The sequence below is a fragment of the Pseudomonas sp. GW101-3H06 genome, from assembly GCF_059424605.1.
This window is the reverse complement of the sequence record NZ_JBWKZO010000001.1, coordinates 2,071,350-2,087,216: the sequence shown is the minus strand read 5'-3', so window position 1 is coordinate 2,087,216 and position 15,867 is coordinate 2,071,350. Positions and strand designations below refer to the sequence as shown.

Here is a 15,867-nt window from a genome sequence, read left to right as displayed (position 1 = left end):
ACACGATGAACGCAAAAGTCTGGCTGGTCGGTGCAGGCCCTGGTGATCCGGAATTGTTGACGCTCAAGGCCGTGCGGGCATTGAGAGAAGCGGATGTTGTGCTGATCGATGATCTGGTGAATGACGCAGTCCTTGAACACTGCAGCAACGCGCGAATCATTCCCGTAGGTAAACGCGGCGGCTGCCGCTCGACGCCACAAGCGTTCATTCACCGCCTGATGCTGCGCTACGCGCGCCAAGGCAAATGCGTGGTGCGGCTCAAGGGTGGCGATCCGTGCATTTTCGGGCGTGGCGGTGAAGAGGCACAGTGGTTGCGCGAGCGCGGGGTTGAGGCTGAACTGGTCAATGGCATCACCGCCGGGCTCGCGGGTGCCACACAATGCGATATTTCGCTGACCCTGCGCGGTGTAGCGCGCGGCGTGACACTGGTGACGGCCCATACCCAGGACGGCAGCAGCCTGAACTGGCAGGCGCTGGCCCAAAGTGGTACGACCCTGGTGATCTACATGGGCGTGGCCAAGCTCAGTGAAATACGTGAACAACTGTTGGCGGGCGGAATGAAAGCCGACACGCCGGTGGCGATGATCGAAAACGCTTCACTGCCGCAACAGCGGGAATGTCGGAGCGATCTGACAGACATGGAAGAAGCTGCCCACGCCTTCGAGCTGAAAAGCCCGGCGATTCTGGTGATTGGAACCGTAGCTGCCAGAGCAACGCAATCCCTATGGGAGCGTGACTTGTCGGATCGCAGCACCGCCGCGATAAGGGCGGATCAGTCAGCCTGAATCATCCGGAGCCACCCTCTGCGTCACCAAATCCCAAATCGCAGACAAAGAAAAGCCCGGCCTAAGCCGGGCTTTTCTCAGAGCTGCGGGCTAATTACTTAGCTTGAGCTTCAACCTGCGCTTCTACGCGACGGTTTACAGCACGACCAGCGTCAGTGGCGTTGTCAGCAACCGGGCGGGATTCGCCGTAGCCAACAGACTGAACGCGGGACGATTCAACACCGTACTGGTTGGTCAGAACTTGCTTAACGGCGTTTGCACGACGCTCGGACAGTTTCTGGTTGTAAGCGTCAGGACCGACGGAGTCAGTGTGACCTTCAACAGTGGTGCTGGTGGATGGGTACTGCTTCATGAAGTCAGCCAGGTTTTTGATGTCGCCGTAGCTGTTAGGCTTGACTACCGACTTGTCGAAGTCGAATTTCACGTCCAGCTCTACACGTACGACTTCAGCAACTGCTGGGCAGCCATCAGCGTCAACGGTAACGTTGGCTGGGGTGTCCGGGCACTTGTCGACGTTGTCGCACACGCCATCGTTGTCGCTGTCGGAGCAGACTTCAGCAGGTGCTGGAACCGGAGCAGCGGCTGGCTTGGAGCCGCCACCGAAGTTCACACCGATACCGACGCTAGGAGCCCACTCAGTGTTGCCCTGGTCGATGTTGTATTGAGCTTCAACGCCGGCACGGGCGTAGAAGTTGTCGGTGAAGTACAGCTTGGCGCCGCCACCAACGTTGGCGAAAGTGGAACGGTCACGGCCGTTCGAACCGTTCTGGTCGATGCTCTGGTCGGAGAAACCGGCCGAGACGTAAGGACGCAGCATGTCGCCTGGGTTGTTGAAGTGGTACAGAGCGTCCAGAGCGGTGTTAGCGCCTTTTACGTTCTTACCGTCGTCAGCACGGACGTTGTGAACTTCGTCGTAGCCCAGACGCAGTTCAACGTCGTCGGTCAGGAAGTAACCAACCGAGCCACCGAACAGGTTACCGTCGTTTTTGAAGTTACGGGTGCTGTCAAAGTACTCTTTCTTGGCGAAGCCTTCGATTTCAACTGCGCCTTGGCCCTGTGCCAGAGCGCCGATCGAAGTGGCGGCAATAAGAGAACCAATGGCCAAGCCCAAGGTGTTTTTCAGTTTCATCCGTTAAATCCCCATCTGGTGATTGTGAAGCAGTCCCGCAAACCGGGGGACAACTCGGCGGCAAGTCTATCAGAACTTGCCTACACGTAAGAGATATTTGCGCCGAACTAAGTTTCGGCAACGCCTGCAAATTTCTCACGCAATTTATCTAGAGCGCGTTTGTACCGCATTTTTGTTGCACTCAAGCCCATGTGCATGATGTCTGCGATCTCCTGAAATTCCAGCTCTGCGACAAATCGTAGCACCAGAATCTCGCGGTCGATCGGGTTCACATACACTAACCAGCGATCAAGTCCGCCCTTCTCCTCGGGTTTCGGCGCCTTTTCTTCGGACGCTTCTTCGAGGGGGTCCAGACTCAATGCGTCCATCAAGCGACGCTTTCGCCGTTCCTTCCGATACTGTGTGATGCACTCGTTGTACGTGATGCTATATAGCCATGTCTTGAACTTCGATTTGCCCTCGAAGTTCTTCAAGCCATACAACACCTTCAACATCACTTCCTGACAGACATCGTCTGCATCGCGATCGTTCCCGAGATATCGTGCACAGACGTTAAATAATGTTCTCTGGTAACGCCGCATCAGTTCTTCATAGGCGCGTGTAACATGAAACAGCTCGGTATGCGAGCGCGCGACCAACTCCTCATCAGAGAGCTCGCGGGGGTCGTAGCGCGTGGATAACGATTGGGCTTTATTCAAAACAAGTCGGGCCGACAGTCAGGTCAATGTCCACCGCAGCCTGCGTCTGCAGGCTTTTTTGCGGCGGCATACATTAGCAGGGTTTGCCGGGTTAGCGGCTACTCACATGCTGCTCAAGGAGGATCCGATTGGAAAGAGAGACTAGCTCACCTTCATCGGTCAGCAATGTGGTTTTAACCGTGCCGATCTCTTCGATCTGCCCTTCGACCTCGCCAACACGCACTTGTTGCCCAACCTGGTACAACTCACGCACATAGATTCCCGCAAGAATCTGACCGGCAATTTCCCGGCTTCCCAACCCCATGGCCAGCGCAACCGCCAGACCAACGGTAATCAAAACGATGACGATCACATGGTTGAGCAGGTCAGTCTTGACCTCCAACTGGCTGATCGCTACCGAGATACTGATGATGATCACCAGGCCCTGGGCAATTCGTCCCAATCCGGAAGCGTAGTCCAGGCCTACGCCTTCCGCGGCGCCGCGCACCAGGCCATTGGCCAGTTGCGCCAGCAGGACACCCACCAGCAGCACCAGCGCTGCACCGAATACCTTCGGCAAATACAACGCAAGCATATCCAGCGTAGCTGAAACTCGCTCAAGTCCAAGGGATTCTGCGGCAGAAACCAGAAAAATCAGCAGAACGAACCAATAAACGATTTTACCGATCAGCGTGGAGATCGGCACCTGGAGGCCGGCGCGTGACAGCAGCTTGGTCAGGCCGGTACCGCCCATCAGGCGATCGAGGCCCAGTTTGGCGAGCAATTTGGACAGCAGCGTGTCCAGCAGCTTGGCCACGACAAAACCCAGCAGCAGCACAACCAGTGCGCCAAACAGGTTCGGAATGAAGTTCGCAACCTTGGTCCATAACGCAGTCATTGCAGTGACGAGGCTCTGTGTCCAGAGATCAAGTTCCATATTCAATCAGCCTTATCAGCAGTGCGAGCGGTAGGTTTACGAAGACGGGACACCGGCGTCACGTGGGCCGAGCCGTTATTCAGAGCAATCATCAGCGCGGGCAGCCAGCGGCCCAGCAGGCTGAACAGATCACCGGCGCCGACCTGGCGGTTGGCGGTTTTCAGGACGCGACCAAGGCATGCATCGTCGTCCCGGGTGGACGGTGATGCCTTGAGCATGTCACGCAAAGACTGTTCAAACGGATCGTGCATACGCACCTCTCGTGATGTCTGTGAAAGACGCGGTCAAATTTGGTCGGGTCACATGGGTCACTTTCAAACCCAGCGCAAACGTCGGAATAACCACCACTGCCCGAGCGCCACCGAAATCATCAGCAGGCAGGCGACGAGGAAGCCATAGGGGCTTTCAGAAAACGGAATGCCCCCGACGTTGATCCCCAAAAGACCGGTCAGAAAACTCATCGGCAGAAAGATCCCGGTGATGATCCCGAAGCGATACATCGTGCGGTTCATGCGCACGCTCAATCGTCGATCTTCAGCCTCCAGGACCAGCCCCACCCGCTCCCGGGTCAATTCCAGCTCCTCGAGATAGCGGGTCAGGCTGTTGTTCAATTCGTTCCAGTAATCGCCATCGTCTTCGACGAACCACGGCAATTTGATGCGCGTCAGTTGACCAAAAATATCCCGCTGCGGAGCGAGAAATCGCTTCAACGCAGCCGCCCGGCGACGGATCTGTAAAACCTCTCCATGCTCGGGTGTATACCGTTCGTCGGCATCCAGCTTTTCTTCTTCCTCATCGACCACTTCCGAGAGGCAACTGACCAGATCCTGCACCTTGTTGGTGAGGTACTGCGCCATATAAAGGATGAGTTCAGAGGCGGTTTTCGGTCCCTTGCCATCCGCCAGTTGCACCAGCAACTCTTCGGTGGCGCGCAATGGACGCAAACGCAGGGAAATCACCCGCTGGGCGGAGCCGAAGATCCGTACCGACACCATGTCTTCAGGCTCGGCGCCCGGATTGAGGTTTACCCCGCGCAAAAATAGCAGCAGTTCGCTGTCCGAAAGCTGTAGAAGGCGCGGACGGGTGTTTTCTTCCAGCAGGAGGTCGCAGCTGAACTCGCTCAGACCGCTGGTCTTGCGCAGCCAGGTCTGGGTTTGCGGGTGACTGCGATCCCAGTGCAGCCACAGGCTTTCATGGGCCTGCAGCTGCAAGTCATCGAGTTCTGTCCGGGCTATCGAACGCGCACCGCCTTTACCGTCCAGCACAAGGGCATGTACCAACCCCCACTGCGCGTTTTCTTCCTCAAACATCCGCATTCCATTCTTCAAAAAAGTCGGCTGAATCTTACTCAGGCATTTTCAGCGGGCTTGGCGAAATGATCACGCCATTGTTGTCCGCATAGATGTAGTGGCCTGGGTGGAAGGTCACGCCGGCGAAAGTCACGGCAACGTTGAGGTCGCCGATGCCGCGCTTGTCGGTCTTCATCGGGTGACTGGCCAGCGCCTGCACCCCCAGGTCGGTTTGCGCGATAACGTCGACGTCACGGATGCAACCGTAGATCACCAGCCCTTCCCAGCCGTTATTCGCCGCCTTCTCGGCCAGCATGTCGCCCAGCAGCGCCCGACGCAGGGAGCCACCGCCATCGACCACCAGTACCTTGCCCTTACCGTTGAGTTCGACCTGATCCTTGACCAGCGAGTTGTCTTCGAAGCACTTGATGGTCACGATTTCGCCGCCGAAGGAATCACGGCCGCCGAAATTACTGAACATCGGTTCCAGCACCTGCACCAGCTCCGGGTAGGCGTCGCACAGGTCAGGCGTGAGGTAATGGATCATCGAGAAACTCCTGTAAAGAGGAAGACGGGACGAACATCACTGATGATTCAATCATCAAAAATGACTGGAACAGCTCAATCCGTCATATCTTAGCCGCAAGCCGATCAGAGCGAAATGCCCCTGACAGAGCGTCCAGCTTAGATCGTCGTGGTTAAATCCGCTTGATTGCCCGGCAGCGGTGTTTGTTGGTCCGCCAACCAGCGGGCCACCAACGGCCAGACCTCAGCCTGGGCGGCTTTGCTGACCAGCATTTCCACGTGACCGAAATTGTCGCCGAAGCCCTGATCGCGACCCAGATTGATAAATTGCTTGTGCTCGGAACCCATCTGATCGAACAACTTGCGACAAGCCCAGGCCGGATCCTGATGATCGCCCGCGGCGCTCACTGCCAGCACCGGCAACCTGACCTCGGCCAACCCTGCCCACCAGTCCTTGTCGGCATCGCCAAAGCGACCGAACAAGCCGTACCAGCGCATGCTTTCCAAGGCCAGACCGATCGGCTCGTCTTCCGGGCCGCGCTTGAGTCGTGAACCGGACAGCTGGGCAAAACGCTTGAGAATGAAACGCCCGCTCCACTCGACCGGCGGAATTTTCAACGGCCAATAGGTGCGGCTGACTTGCGTGCCGAAAAATGCCGCGGACGCCACCACCGGCTCGCCAATGTAACCACCACCCAGCGCTGCCGCCAGGGTGATGCCGCCCAGCGAATGGCCGATCCAGTGCGGGACCTGGCCGCTTTGCTCGCGAACGAATGCGCCAATGGCCGGCAGATCGTAACGCGCATAGTCGGCAACGCGGTTCTTGCGATAGTTCTGGTTGCGCTGGGACAAGCCGTGACCGCGCATTTCCGGAATCCAGACATCGAATCCCAGGCGCGTCAGATAAGCCCCCAGCCCCAGGCCCTTGGGGGAAAACCAGAAGCGTCGATTGGAAAAACTGCCATGCAACAGAATCACCGGCACGCCGCGCACGGAGTGCTCATCGGCCATGCCCAGGCGCGTCACAGCCAACTCGACGGTACTGTCAGGGCTGTTGGCGGGCTTCAATCGATAGACATCTTCGCTCAGATCACCGCGCCGTTCGGCGCTGATCAGGGCGACAGGAAATAGGTGGCTGCTGCTTTGCATAGTCTCTTGCACAAAAAAGGGCGGCATCCGGATGGAGCCCGCCCTGCTTGAATCTCTAAAAACAGCCGCCCCCCTGTAGGAGCACAGCTTGCTGGCGATGGCGATTTTGAAGACGCCATCGCGGGCAAGCCTCGCTCCTACAGTGAGCGGGCCGTTCACACACGATCAAGCCGAAGCCTGACCCTCAGCCAGGAAGAACCAGGTTTCCAGTACGGAATCGGGGTTCAACGAAACGCTTTCGATGCCTTGTTCCATCAGCCACTTGGCCAGGTCCGGGTGGTCCGAAGGACCCTGACCGCAAATGCCGATGTACTTGCCGGCCTTGTTGCACGCGGCAATGGCATTGGCCAACAACTTCTTGACCGCCGGATTACGCTCATCGAACAGGTGCGCGATGATCCCGGAGTCACGGTCCAGGCCCAGGGTCAGCTGGGTCAGGTCGTTGGAGCCAATGGAGAAACCGTCGAAGAATTCGAGGAATTCTTCAGCCAGGATCGCGTTGGACGGCAGTTCGCACATCATGATGACGCGCAGACCGTTGTCACCACGGGCCAGGCCGTTTTCGGCCAGCAGATCCACTACCTGGCTCGCTTCGCCCAGGGTGCGGACGAACGGCACCATGATTTCAACGTTGGTCAGGCCCATCTCGTTGCGTACGCGCTTGAGGGCGCGGCATTCGAGCTCGAAGCAGTCGCGGAACGATTCGCTGATGTAACGCGAGGCGCCACGGAAGCCCAGCATCGGGTTCTCTTCTTCCGGTTCGTAGAGCTTGCCGCCGATCAGGTTGGCGTATTCGTTGGACTTGAAGTCCGACAGACGCACGATGACCTTTTTCGGCCAGAACGCGGCGGCCAGGGTGCTGATGCCTTCGACCAGTTTATCGACATAGAAGCCGACCGGATCGTTGTAACCGGCGATGCGCTTGTCGACGCTTTCCTTGATATCCTGCGGCAGGCCGTCGTAGTTCAGCAGCGCCTTGGGGTGCACGCCGATCATGCGGTTGATGATGAACTCCAGGCGGGCCAGGCCCACACCGGCGTTCGGCAACTGCGCGAAGTCAAAGGCGCGGTCCGGGTTGCCGACGTTCATCATGATCTTGAACGGCAGCTCCGGCATGGCGTCCACGGAGTTTTTCTTGATGTCGAAGCCCAGTTCGCCTTCGAAGATGAAGCCGGTGTCGCCTTCAGCGCAGGAAACGGTCACGCCCTGACCGTCTTTCAACAGCTGGGTGGCGTTGCCGCAACCGACCACGGCCGGGATACCCAGCTCACGGGCGATGATCGCTGCGTGGCAGGTACGGCCGCCACGGTTGGTGACGATGGCGCTGGCGCGCTTCATGACCGGCTCCCAGTCCGGGTCGGTCATGTCGGACACCAACACGTCGCCTGGCTGGACCTTGTCCATCTCGGACACGTCCTTGATGATGCGGACCTTGCCGGCGCCGATGCGCTGGCCAATGGCACGGCCTTCCACCAGCACGGTGCCGGTTTCCTTCAACAGGTAACGTTCCATGACGTTGGCCTGGGTGCGGCTCTTCACGGTTTCCGGACGGGCCTGCACGATGTACAGCTTGCCGTCGTCACCGTCCTTGGCCCATTCGATGTCCATCGGGCACTGATAGTGCTTCTCGATGATCATCGCCTGCTTGGCCAGCTCGCTGACTTCGGCGTCGGTCAGGCAGAAACGCGCGCGATCGGCCTTGTCGACATCGACGGTTTTGACCGAACGACCGGCCTTGGCCTCGTCGCCGTAGATCATCTTGATGGCCTTGCTGCCCAGGTTGCGGCGCAGGATCGCCGGGCGACCGGCGGCCAGCGTGCCTTTGTGGACGTAGAACTCATCCGGGTTCACCGCGCCTTGTACGACGGTTTCACCCAGGCCGTAGGCGCCGGTGATGAACACCACGTCACGGAAGCCCGATTCGGTATCGAGGGTGAACATCACGCCGGCGGTGCCGGTTTCGGAACGGACCATGCGCTGTACGCCGGCCGACAGGGCTACCAACTTGTGGTCGAAGCCCTGGTGCACGCGGTAGGAAATCGCGCGATCGTTGAAAAGGGAGGCGAACACCTCTTTGGCGGCGCGAATGACGTTTTCGACACCACGGATGTTCAGGAAGGTTTCCTGCTGACCGGCGAAAGAGGCATCCGGCAAGTCTTCGGCAGTCGCGGAAGAACGCACGGCCACGGCCACATCAGGGTTGCCGGCGGACAGCGCGGCGAATGCGGTGCGGATTTCAGTGTTCAGTTTTTCAGGGAACTCGGCTTCCATGATCCATTGACGGATCTGGGCACCGGTCTTGGCCAGTGCATTCACGTCGTCGACGTCCAGGGCATCGAGGGCATCGTGAATCTGCTGATTCAAGCCGCTCAGTTCCAGGAAATCACGATAAGCCTGAGCGGTCGTGGCGAAGCCACCGGGCACCGATACACCGGCACCTGCCAGGTTGCTGATCATCTCGCCCAGGGATGCGTTCTTGCCCCCCACATGCTCAACATCGTGTTTGCCGAGCTTATCGAGGGAAACTACGTACTCTACCAAGGTGATCTCTCCACTAACTGTGTTGGAAAAGCTCAGAAGCCGGTCGCTCGGGGGAGCGTTTGCCGGCTGTATGGCCTGGACCTGGAAAATAAGTGAGAATGCGGGCCATTGGCGGCCGACAAATCGCGCCTATCATATCCAAGAATGCTCATTAGCTTAAGGCCCAAGGTGCAAATGAAACGATCTGCTTTCTTTATCTCCGATGGCACCGGCATTACTGCCGAAACCCTGGGTCAAAGCCTCCTGGCGCAGTTCGAAAACATTACCTTCAGCAAAGTCACGCGGCCGTACATCGACAACGTGGACAAAGCGCGGGCCATGGTACAACAAATCAACAAAGCCGCCGAAAACGACGGTTTTCGCCCGATTATCTTCGATACCATCGTCAATCAGGATATTCGTGAGATCCTCGCAACTTCCAATGGTTTCATGATTGACATTTTCTCGACCTTCCTGGCACCTCTCGAACAGGAACTGACCGAGCATTCTTCCTATACCGTCGGCAAGTCTCACTCCATCGGTGCCAACACCAACTACATGGAGCGCATCGAGGCAGTGAACTTCGCCCTCGACAACGACGACGGCGCCCGCACGCACTATTACGACAAGGCCGACCTGATCCTGGTAGGCGTGTCGCGCTGCGGCAAAACCCCGACCTGCCTGTACATGGCCATGCAATTCGGTATCCGCGCGGCCAACTACCCGCTGACCGAAGACGACATGGAACGCCTGCAATTGCCCAGCGCGCTGCGCGCCCATCATCACAAGCTATTCGGCCTGACCATCGACCCGGACCGACTCACCGCGATCCGCAACGAGCGCAAGCCCAACAGCCGCTATTCGAGCTACGCCCAGTGCGAGTTCGAAGTGCGCGAGGTGGAAAACCTGTTCCGCCGCGAGAACATTCCGAACATCAACTCCACGCATTTTTCCGTTGAAGAAATCTCCGCGAAAATTCTGGTGGAGAAAGGTGTGGAGCGGCGGTTCAAATAAATCTCTATTGCCTGTTCCGGCCTCATCGCCAGCAGGCTGGCTCCCACAGTTGATTTGTGTTCACCGCATATCCCCTGTGGGAGCCAGCCTGCTGGCGATTGAACGATAACGCGGTCCCCTAGATAACAAACAAATCCACAAACCGATTCACCGCTGTCGCCTCAAGCTTCTGCTGATCCTTGCACAACGCAAAAATCTCCTCGCTGCGCTGCCCGGTGAATCGTGTCAGCAAGTTCGCCTTGAACTTGTCTTCCAGCAACGGAATGCCCTCGGCACGGCGCCGACGGTGACCAATCGGGTACTCCACCACCACGTTCTCGGTGCTGGACCCGTCCTTGAAAAACACCTGCACCGCATTGGCAATGGAGCGTTTGTCCGCTTCCAGGTACTCGCGGGTGTAACGCGGGTCCTCGACGATGACCATTTTGTCGCGCAGCACATCGATGATCGGATGCGCCTTGTGGAAGTCATCTTCGTAGTATTCGGCCACCAGATTGCCGAAGGCCAGCGGCACGGCGGTCATGTACTGGATACAGTGATCGCGGTCGGCGGCATTGGCCAAGGGGCCGACCTTGGAAATGATGCGGATCGCCGATTCGTGGGTGGTGATGACGATTTTGTCGATTTCGTGCAGGCGATTACGGACTTGCGGGTGCAGGGTCACTGCCGCTTCGCAGGCCGTTTGCGCGTGGAACTCGGCAGGAAAGCTGATCTTGAACAGCACGTTTTCCATCACATAGCTGCCGTACGGGCGAGAGAAACTGAAGGCACGCTTGTCGTCGGCCTTGAGCGCCAGATCGTTATTGGTGTGGCTGAACAACACGTCGTAGAAGCCCCACTGCCTGGCGCTCAAGACACCAGGAATACCCATCTCGCCCCGCATCGCGATGTCTGCCAGACGCACGCCACGGCTTGAGGCATCACCGGCCGCCCAGGATTTGCGTGAGCCGGCATTCGGCGCATGACGATAGGTGCGCAACGCCTGGCCATCGGCAAAGGCGTGGGACAACGCCGACAGCAGTTGCTCGCGGTTGGCCCCCATCAGTTTGGCGGTGACCGCGGTCGACGCGACTTTCACCAGAATGACGTGATCGAGGCCGACACGATTGAACGAGTTTTCCAGAGCGATCACGCCTTGAATTTCATGAGCCATGATCATGGCTTCGAGCACAACGCGTACAGTCAGCGGTGCATCGCCATTGGCCAGGCGTTTTTGTGACAGGTGGTCGGCCACCGCGAGAATGCCGCCCAGATTATCTGAAGGGTGCCCCCACTCGGCGGCGAGCCAGGTGTCGTTGTAGTCGAGCCAGCGCACGATGCAGCCGATGTCCCACGCGGCTTTCACCGGGTCCAGACGATAATGGGTGCCGGGAACCCGCGCGCCGAACGGCACGACAGTGCCTTCGACCACAGGTCCCAGGTGCTTGGTGCATTCGGGAAAGCGCAGCGCCAGCAGGCCGCAGCCCAAGGTGTCCATCAGGCAGTTGCGGGCAGTGTCCAGGGCTTCTGCGGATTCGATCTTGAAGTTGAGGACGTAATCGGCAATGTCCTGCAGGACCTGGTCATAGTCCGGACGATTGTTCAGGTCAACGTTGGCGCTCATGTTCGATTCACTCTGCAAGTGGTTCGTTGATGGGACCTCGGTTCAAGTCAATCTCAGTGGTGGCAAATTTTTATTGTTCACATGCAATCCACTGTGGGAGCGAGCCTGCTCGCGAAAGCGGTGTGTCAGTCGACATTTATATTGAATGTCAGTCCGTCTTCGCGAGCAGGCTCGCTCCCACATTGGTTCAATGTCGGATCAGAAAGAATCGCCCGGCACGCGAACGTAGCCTTCCATCAACACCCGCGCACTGCGACTCATGATGGCTTTGTTCACAGTCCATTCACCCTCGACCTGGCTGGCTTCGGCGCCGACGCGCAAGGTGCCCGACGGGTGCCCGAAGCGCACGGCATTGCGTTCGACACCGCCCGCCGCGAGGTTGACCAAGGTGCCGGAAATCGCCGCCGCCGTACCGATTGCCACCGCTGCGGTGCCCATCATCGCGTGGTGCAGCTTGCCCATGGACAACGCGCGTACCAGCAGGTCGACATCACCGGCGGCAATCGCCTTGCCGCTGGACGCCACGTAGTCCGCAGGCTTGGCGACAAACGCCACCTTCGGCGTGTGCTGCCGCTTGGCCGCTTCATCAATGTTGGAAATCAGGCCCATGCGCAGTGCGCCGTAAGCGCGGATGGTTTCGAACATCAACAACGCTTTCGGGTCGCCGTTGATCGCGCCCTGCAACTCGGTGCCGGTGTAACCGATGTCTTGGGCATTGACGAAAATGGTCGGAATGCCGGCGTTGATCATGGTGACTTTGAGCGTGCCGACGCCCGGCACGTCCAGATCATCGATCAGGTTGCCGGTGGGGAACATCGAACCACCGCCACCCTCTTCTTCCGCTGCCGGATCGAGGAATTCGAGTTGTACTTCGGCAGCCGGGAAGGTCACACCGTCGAGTTCGAAGTCGCCGGTTTCCTGCACTTCACCGTTGGTGATCGGCACGTGGGCGATGATGGTCTTGCCGATGTTGGCCTGCCATACACGAACCACGGCAACGCCGTTGTGCGGAATGCGACTGGCATCCACCAGGCCATTGCTGACGGCGAACGAACCGACCGCCGCCGAAAGGTTGCCGCAGTTGCCGCTCCAGTCGACGAAAGGCTTGTCGATGGACACCTGTCCGAACAGGTAGTCGACGTCGTGATCGGCCTTGGTGCTTTTCGACAGGATCACGGTTTTGCTGGTGCTGGAGGTCGCGCCACCCATGCCGTCGATTTGCTTGTCGTAGGGATCCGGGCTGCCAATAACGCGCAGCAACAGAGCGTCCCGGGCCGGGCCCGGAACCTGTGCCGCTTCGGGCAGGTCCTTGAGGCTGAAGAACACGCCTTTACTGGTGCCGCCACGCATATAGGTGGCGGGAATTTTGATCTGCTTGGCAAAATGAGCTGCGTGAGACATGAGTGCTCCTTCAAAAACAGGCACGGGACCAAAGTCCCATGCCCGTACAGCCTGTATTAGACGGCAACCGCCGACTCTTCGAGGAAGTCCTGGGCGAAGCGTTGCAACACGCCGCCCGCCTCGTAGATCGACACTTCTTCTGCGGTGTCGAGGCGGCAAGTCACTGGCACCTCGACGCGCTCGCCGTTCTTGCGATGGATCACCAGCGTCAGCTCGGCGCGCGGCGTGCGATCGCCGATCACGTCGTAGGTTTCGCTGCCGTCGATGGCCAGGGTGTGGCGGTTGGTGCCCGGCTTGAACTCCAGCGGCAACACGCCCATGCCTACCAGGTTGGTGCGGTGAATGCGCTCGAAACCTTCAGCGGCAATCGCTTCCACACCCGCCAGACGCACGCCCTTGGCCGCCCAGTCGCGGGACGAACCCTGACCGTAGTCGGCACCGGCGATGATGATCAGCGGCTGCTTGCGATCCATGTAGGTTTCGATGGCTTCCCACATGCGCATGACCTGGCCTTCCGGCTCCACGCGTGCCAGCGAACCCTGCTTGACCTTGCCGTTTTCCTGGACCATTTCGTTGAACAGTTTCGGGTTGGCGAAGGTCGCGCGTTGCGCGGTTAGGTGGTCACCCCGGTGAGTCGCGTAGGAGTTGAAGTCCTCTTCCGGCAAGCCCATTTTCGCCAGGTACTCACCGGCGGCGCTGTCCAGCATGATGGCGTTGGACGGCGACAGGTGATCGGTGGTGATGTTGTCCGGCAATACCGCCAGCGGGCGCATGCCCTTGAGCGGACGTGCCCCGGCCAGCGCACCTTCCCAGTACGGCGGACGGCGGATGTAGGTGCTCATCTCGCGCCAGTCGTACAGCGGCGCCACTTTCGGGCCGGTGTCTTCGTGGATGGCGAACATCGGGATGTAGACCTGACGGAACTGCTCCGGTTTGACCGACGCTTTCACCACGGCGTCGATTTCTTCGTCGCTTGGCCAGATGTCTTTCAGGCGGATTTCCTTGCCATCGACCACGCCCAGCACGTCTTTCTCGATGTCAAAGCGGATGGTCCCGGCGATGGCATAAGCGACCACCAGCGGTGGTGAGGCGAGGAACGCCTGCTTGGCGTACGGGTGAATCCGGCCGTCGAAATTGCGGTTGCCGGACAGTACGGCAGTGGCGTACAGGTCGCGGTCGATGATCTCTTGCTGGATCACCGGATCCAGCGCACCGGACATGCCGTTGCAGGTGGTGCAGGCAAAGGCCACGACGCCGAAGCCGAGCTGTTCCAGCTCATCGGTCAGGCCGGCTTCGTCCAGATACAGCGCCACGGTTTTCGAACCTGGCGCCAGGGACGATTTGACCCACGGCTTGCGGGTCAGGCCGAGCTTGTTGGCGTTGCGCGCCAGCAGGCCGGCAGCGATCACGTTGCGCGGGTTGCTGGTGTTGGTGCAGCTGGTGATGGCCGCGATGATCACCGCGCCGTCGGGCATTTGGCCGGGTACGTCTTCCCACTTCCCGGAGATGCCTTTGGCCGCCAGATCCGACACCGCCACACGGGCGTGCGGGTTGCTTGGACCTGCCATGTTGCGTACTACCGAAGACAGGTCGAAGGTCAGGCCACGCTCGTACTGCGCGCCCTTCAAGCTGTCGGCCCAGAGACCGACCTGCTTGGCGTAGTTCTCGACCAACTGCACCTGCTCGTCTTCGCGACCGGTGAGTTTGAGGTAGTCGATGGTCTGCTGATCGATGTAGAACATCGCCGCGGTGGCGCCGTATTCCGGGGCCATGTTGGAAATGGTGGCGCGGTCGCCGAGGGTCAGCGCGGAGGCGCCTTCACCGAAGAATTCCAGCCATGCACCGACCACTTTTTGCTTGCGCAGGAATTCGGTCAGCGCCAGCACCATGTCCGTGGCGGTGATGCCCGGCTGCAGCTTGCCGGTCAGTTCGACGCCGACGCTTTCCGGCAGACGCATCCACGACGCGCGACCGAGCATCACGCTCTCGGCTTCCAGGCCACCGACGCCGATGGCGATCACACCCAGCGCATCGACGTGCGGGGTGTGGCTGTCGGTGCCGACGCAGGTGTCGGGGAATGCAACGCCGTCGCGCACTTGAATCACCGGAGACATTTTCTCCAGGTTGATCTGGTGCATGATGCCATTGCCCGGCGGGATCACGTCGACGTTCTTGAACGCCTTCTTGGTCCAGTTGATGAAGTGGAAACGGTCTTCGTTGCGACGGTCTTCGATGGCGCGGTTCTTCTCGAACGCCTCGGGATCGAAGCCGCCACGCTCGACGGCCAGGGAGTGGTCGACGATCAGTTGCGTCGGCACCACAGGGTTCACTTGCGCCGGGTCACCGCCTTGCAAGGCGATGGCGTCACGCAGGCCGGCGAGGTCCACCAGTGCGGTCTGGCCGAGGATGTCGTGGCACACCACGCGGGCCGGGAACCATGGAAAATCGAGGTCGCGCTTGCGGTCGATGAATTGCTTCAGGGACTCGGTGAGCGTGGCCGGGTCACAGCGACGCACAAGGTTTTCCGCCAGCACGCGGGAGGTGTACGGCAGGGTGTCGTAGGCGCCGGGCTGGATGGCCTCGACCGCCGCGCGGACGTCGTAGTAATCCAGATGGCTGCCGGGCAGCGGTTTACGGAATTCTGTGTTCATCGGTCAGGACTCGGTCACGGTAAATACAAAAAGGGTGGGGCCTGGCACAGTTCCTGAAATGGACTCGGTCTAATGTGGGAGCGGGCTTGCTCGCGAAAGCGGTGTATCAGTCGACATCAATGTTGAATGTCAGTCCGTCTTCGCGAGCAAGCCCGCTCCCACAATGGCCACCGGTTCATTCAGTAAC

At 59.2% G+C, this 15,867-nt stretch carries 13 protein-coding genes; 2 read left to right on the top strand and 11 right to left on the bottom strand.

Annotated elements, in window-relative coordinates:
- The first annotated feature begins 5 nt into the window (after positions 1 to 5).
- Entirely contained in the window at positions 6 to 785 is a 780-nt protein-coding gene (gene cobA / locus AC07ZE_RS09500) for a uroporphyrinogen-III C-methyltransferase (protein WP_207263659.1), read from the top strand.
- Positions 786 to 879: 94 nt separating this feature from the next.
- On the opposite strand, the gene AC07ZE_RS09495 is transcribed toward cobA, so the two are convergent.
- From AC07ZE_RS09495 to ppsA, 8 genes are all read right to left on the bottom strand, one after another.
- Positions 880 to 1,914 carry an OmpA family protein gene (locus tag AC07ZE_RS09495; RefSeq protein ID WP_207263656.1) on the bottom strand — a complete coding sequence of 345 codons (1,035 nt, stop codon included), beginning with the start codon at positions 1,912 to 1,914 and terminating at the stop codon, positions 880 to 882.
- A 107-nt stretch (positions 1,915 to 2,021) separates the two neighbouring features.
- Positions 2,022 to 2,612, bottom strand: coding sequence for an RNA polymerase sigma factor SigX (gene sigX, locus AC07ZE_RS09490; RefSeq protein ID WP_064678884.1), 591 nt, complete (start codon positions 2,610 to 2,612; stop codon positions 2,022 to 2,024).
- A 91-nt stretch (positions 2,613 to 2,703) separates the two neighbouring features.
- A complete protein-coding gene (locus AC07ZE_RS09485; protein ID WP_008048604.1) occupies positions 2,704 to 3,528 on the bottom strand; it encodes a mechanosensitive ion channel family protein in 825 nt (274 codons plus the stop codon).
- Between the two features lie 2 nt (positions 3,529 to 3,530).
- Positions 3,531 to 3,779 carry a CrfX protein gene (locus AC07ZE_RS09480; RefSeq protein WP_207263654.1) on the bottom strand — a complete coding sequence of 83 codons (249 nt, stop codon included), beginning with the start codon at positions 3,777 to 3,779 and terminating at the stop codon, positions 3,531 to 3,533.
- A gap of 63 nt (positions 3,780 to 3,842) precedes the next feature.
- Positions 3,843 to 4,838, bottom strand: a complete 996-nt coding sequence (locus tag AC07ZE_RS09475; protein WP_095197288.1) for a zinc transporter ZntB — start codon at positions 4,836 to 4,838, stop codon at positions 3,843 to 3,845.
- Positions 4,839 to 4,872: 34 nt separating this feature from the next.
- Positions 4,873 to 5,361 (bottom strand): ribonuclease E activity regulator RraA, encoded by a 489-nt coding sequence (rraA, locus tag AC07ZE_RS09470; RefSeq protein ID WP_207267788.1) that lies wholly within the window; start codon positions 5,359 to 5,361, stop codon positions 4,873 to 4,875.
- Between the two features lie 140 nt (positions 5,362 to 5,501).
- Positions 5,502 to 6,491 carry an alpha/beta fold hydrolase gene (locus AC07ZE_RS09465; RefSeq protein WP_207263653.1) on the bottom strand — a complete coding sequence of 330 codons (990 nt, stop codon included), beginning with the start codon at positions 6,489 to 6,491 and terminating at the stop codon, positions 5,502 to 5,504.
- A 165-nt stretch (positions 6,492 to 6,656) separates the two neighbouring features.
- On the bottom strand, positions 6,657 to 9,032 hold the full coding sequence (ppsA, locus tag AC07ZE_RS09460) for a phosphoenolpyruvate synthase (RefSeq protein WP_137806934.1): 2,376 nt from the start codon (positions 9,030 to 9,032) through the stop codon (positions 6,657 to 6,659).
- A 174-nt stretch (positions 9,033 to 9,206) separates the two neighbouring features.
- On the opposite strand from ppsA, the gene ppsR reads away from it, so the two are divergent.
- Entirely contained in the window at positions 9,207 to 10,025 is an 819-nt protein-coding gene (gene ppsR, locus AC07ZE_RS09455) for a posphoenolpyruvate synthetase regulatory kinase/phosphorylase PpsR (RefSeq protein WP_207263651.1), read from the top strand.
- A gap of 118 nt (positions 10,026 to 10,143) precedes the next feature.
- On the opposite strand, the gene prpD is transcribed toward ppsR, so the two are convergent.
- From prpD to acnD, 3 genes are all read right to left on the bottom strand, one after another.
- The gene (gene prpD, locus AC07ZE_RS09450; protein WP_207263649.1) at positions 10,144 to 11,628 is read right to left on the bottom strand and encodes a 2-methylcitrate dehydratase; all 1,485 of its coding nucleotides are present in this window, start codon (positions 11,626 to 11,628) and stop codon (positions 10,144 to 10,146) included.
- Between the two features lie 198 nt (positions 11,629 to 11,826).
- Complete coding sequence (prpF, locus tag AC07ZE_RS09445; RefSeq protein WP_207263647.1) at positions 11,827 to 13,029, bottom strand: 2-methylaconitate cis-trans isomerase PrpF; 1,203 nt, start codon at positions 13,027 to 13,029, stop codon at positions 11,827 to 11,829.
- Between the two features lie 56 nt (positions 13,030 to 13,085).
- Entirely contained in the window at positions 13,086 to 15,680 is a 2,595-nt protein-coding gene (gene acnD, locus AC07ZE_RS09440) for a Fe/S-dependent 2-methylisocitrate dehydratase AcnD (protein WP_207263645.1), read from the bottom strand.
- Between the last annotated feature and the right edge of the window lie 187 nt (positions 15,681 to 15,867).

Bases quoted from the DNA above. Each gene is read 5' to 3' on its own strand.
- cobA (WP_207263659.1), top strand. From the start codon at position 6: ATGAACGCAAAAGTCTGGCTGGTCGGTGCAGGCCCTGGTGATCCGGAA.
- AC07ZE_RS09495 (WP_207263656.1), bottom strand. From the start codon at position 1,914: ATGAAACTGAAAAACACCTTGGGCTTGGCCATTGGTTCTCTTATTGCC.
- AC07ZE_RS09485 (WP_008048604.1), bottom strand. From the start codon at position 3,528: ATGGAACTTGATCTCTGGACACAGAGCCTCGTCACTGCAATGACTGCG.
- AC07ZE_RS09480 (WP_207263654.1), bottom strand. From the start codon at position 3,779: ATGCACGATCCGTTTGAACAGTCTTTGCGTGACATGCTCAAGGCATCA.
- AC07ZE_RS09475 (WP_095197288.1), bottom strand. From the start codon at position 4,838: ATGTTTGAGGAAGAAAACGCGCAGTGGGGGTTGGTACATGCCCTTGTG.
- AC07ZE_RS09465 (WP_207263653.1), bottom strand. From the start codon at position 6,491: ATGCAAAGCAGCAGCCACCTATTTCCTGTCGCCCTGATCAGCGCCGAA.
- ppsR (WP_207263651.1), top strand. From the start codon at position 9,207: ATGAAACGATCTGCTTTCTTTATCTCCGATGGCACCGGCATTACTGCC.
- prpD (WP_207263649.1), bottom strand. From the start codon at position 11,628: ATGAGCGCCAACGTTGACCTGAACAATCGTCCGGACTATGACCAGGTC.
- prpF (WP_207263647.1), bottom strand. From the start codon at position 13,029: ATGTCTCACGCAGCTCATTTTGCCAAGCAGATCAAAATTCCCGCCACC.
- acnD (WP_207263645.1), bottom strand. From the start codon at position 15,680: ATGAACACAGAATTCCGTAAACCGCTGCCCGGCAGCCATCTGGATTAC.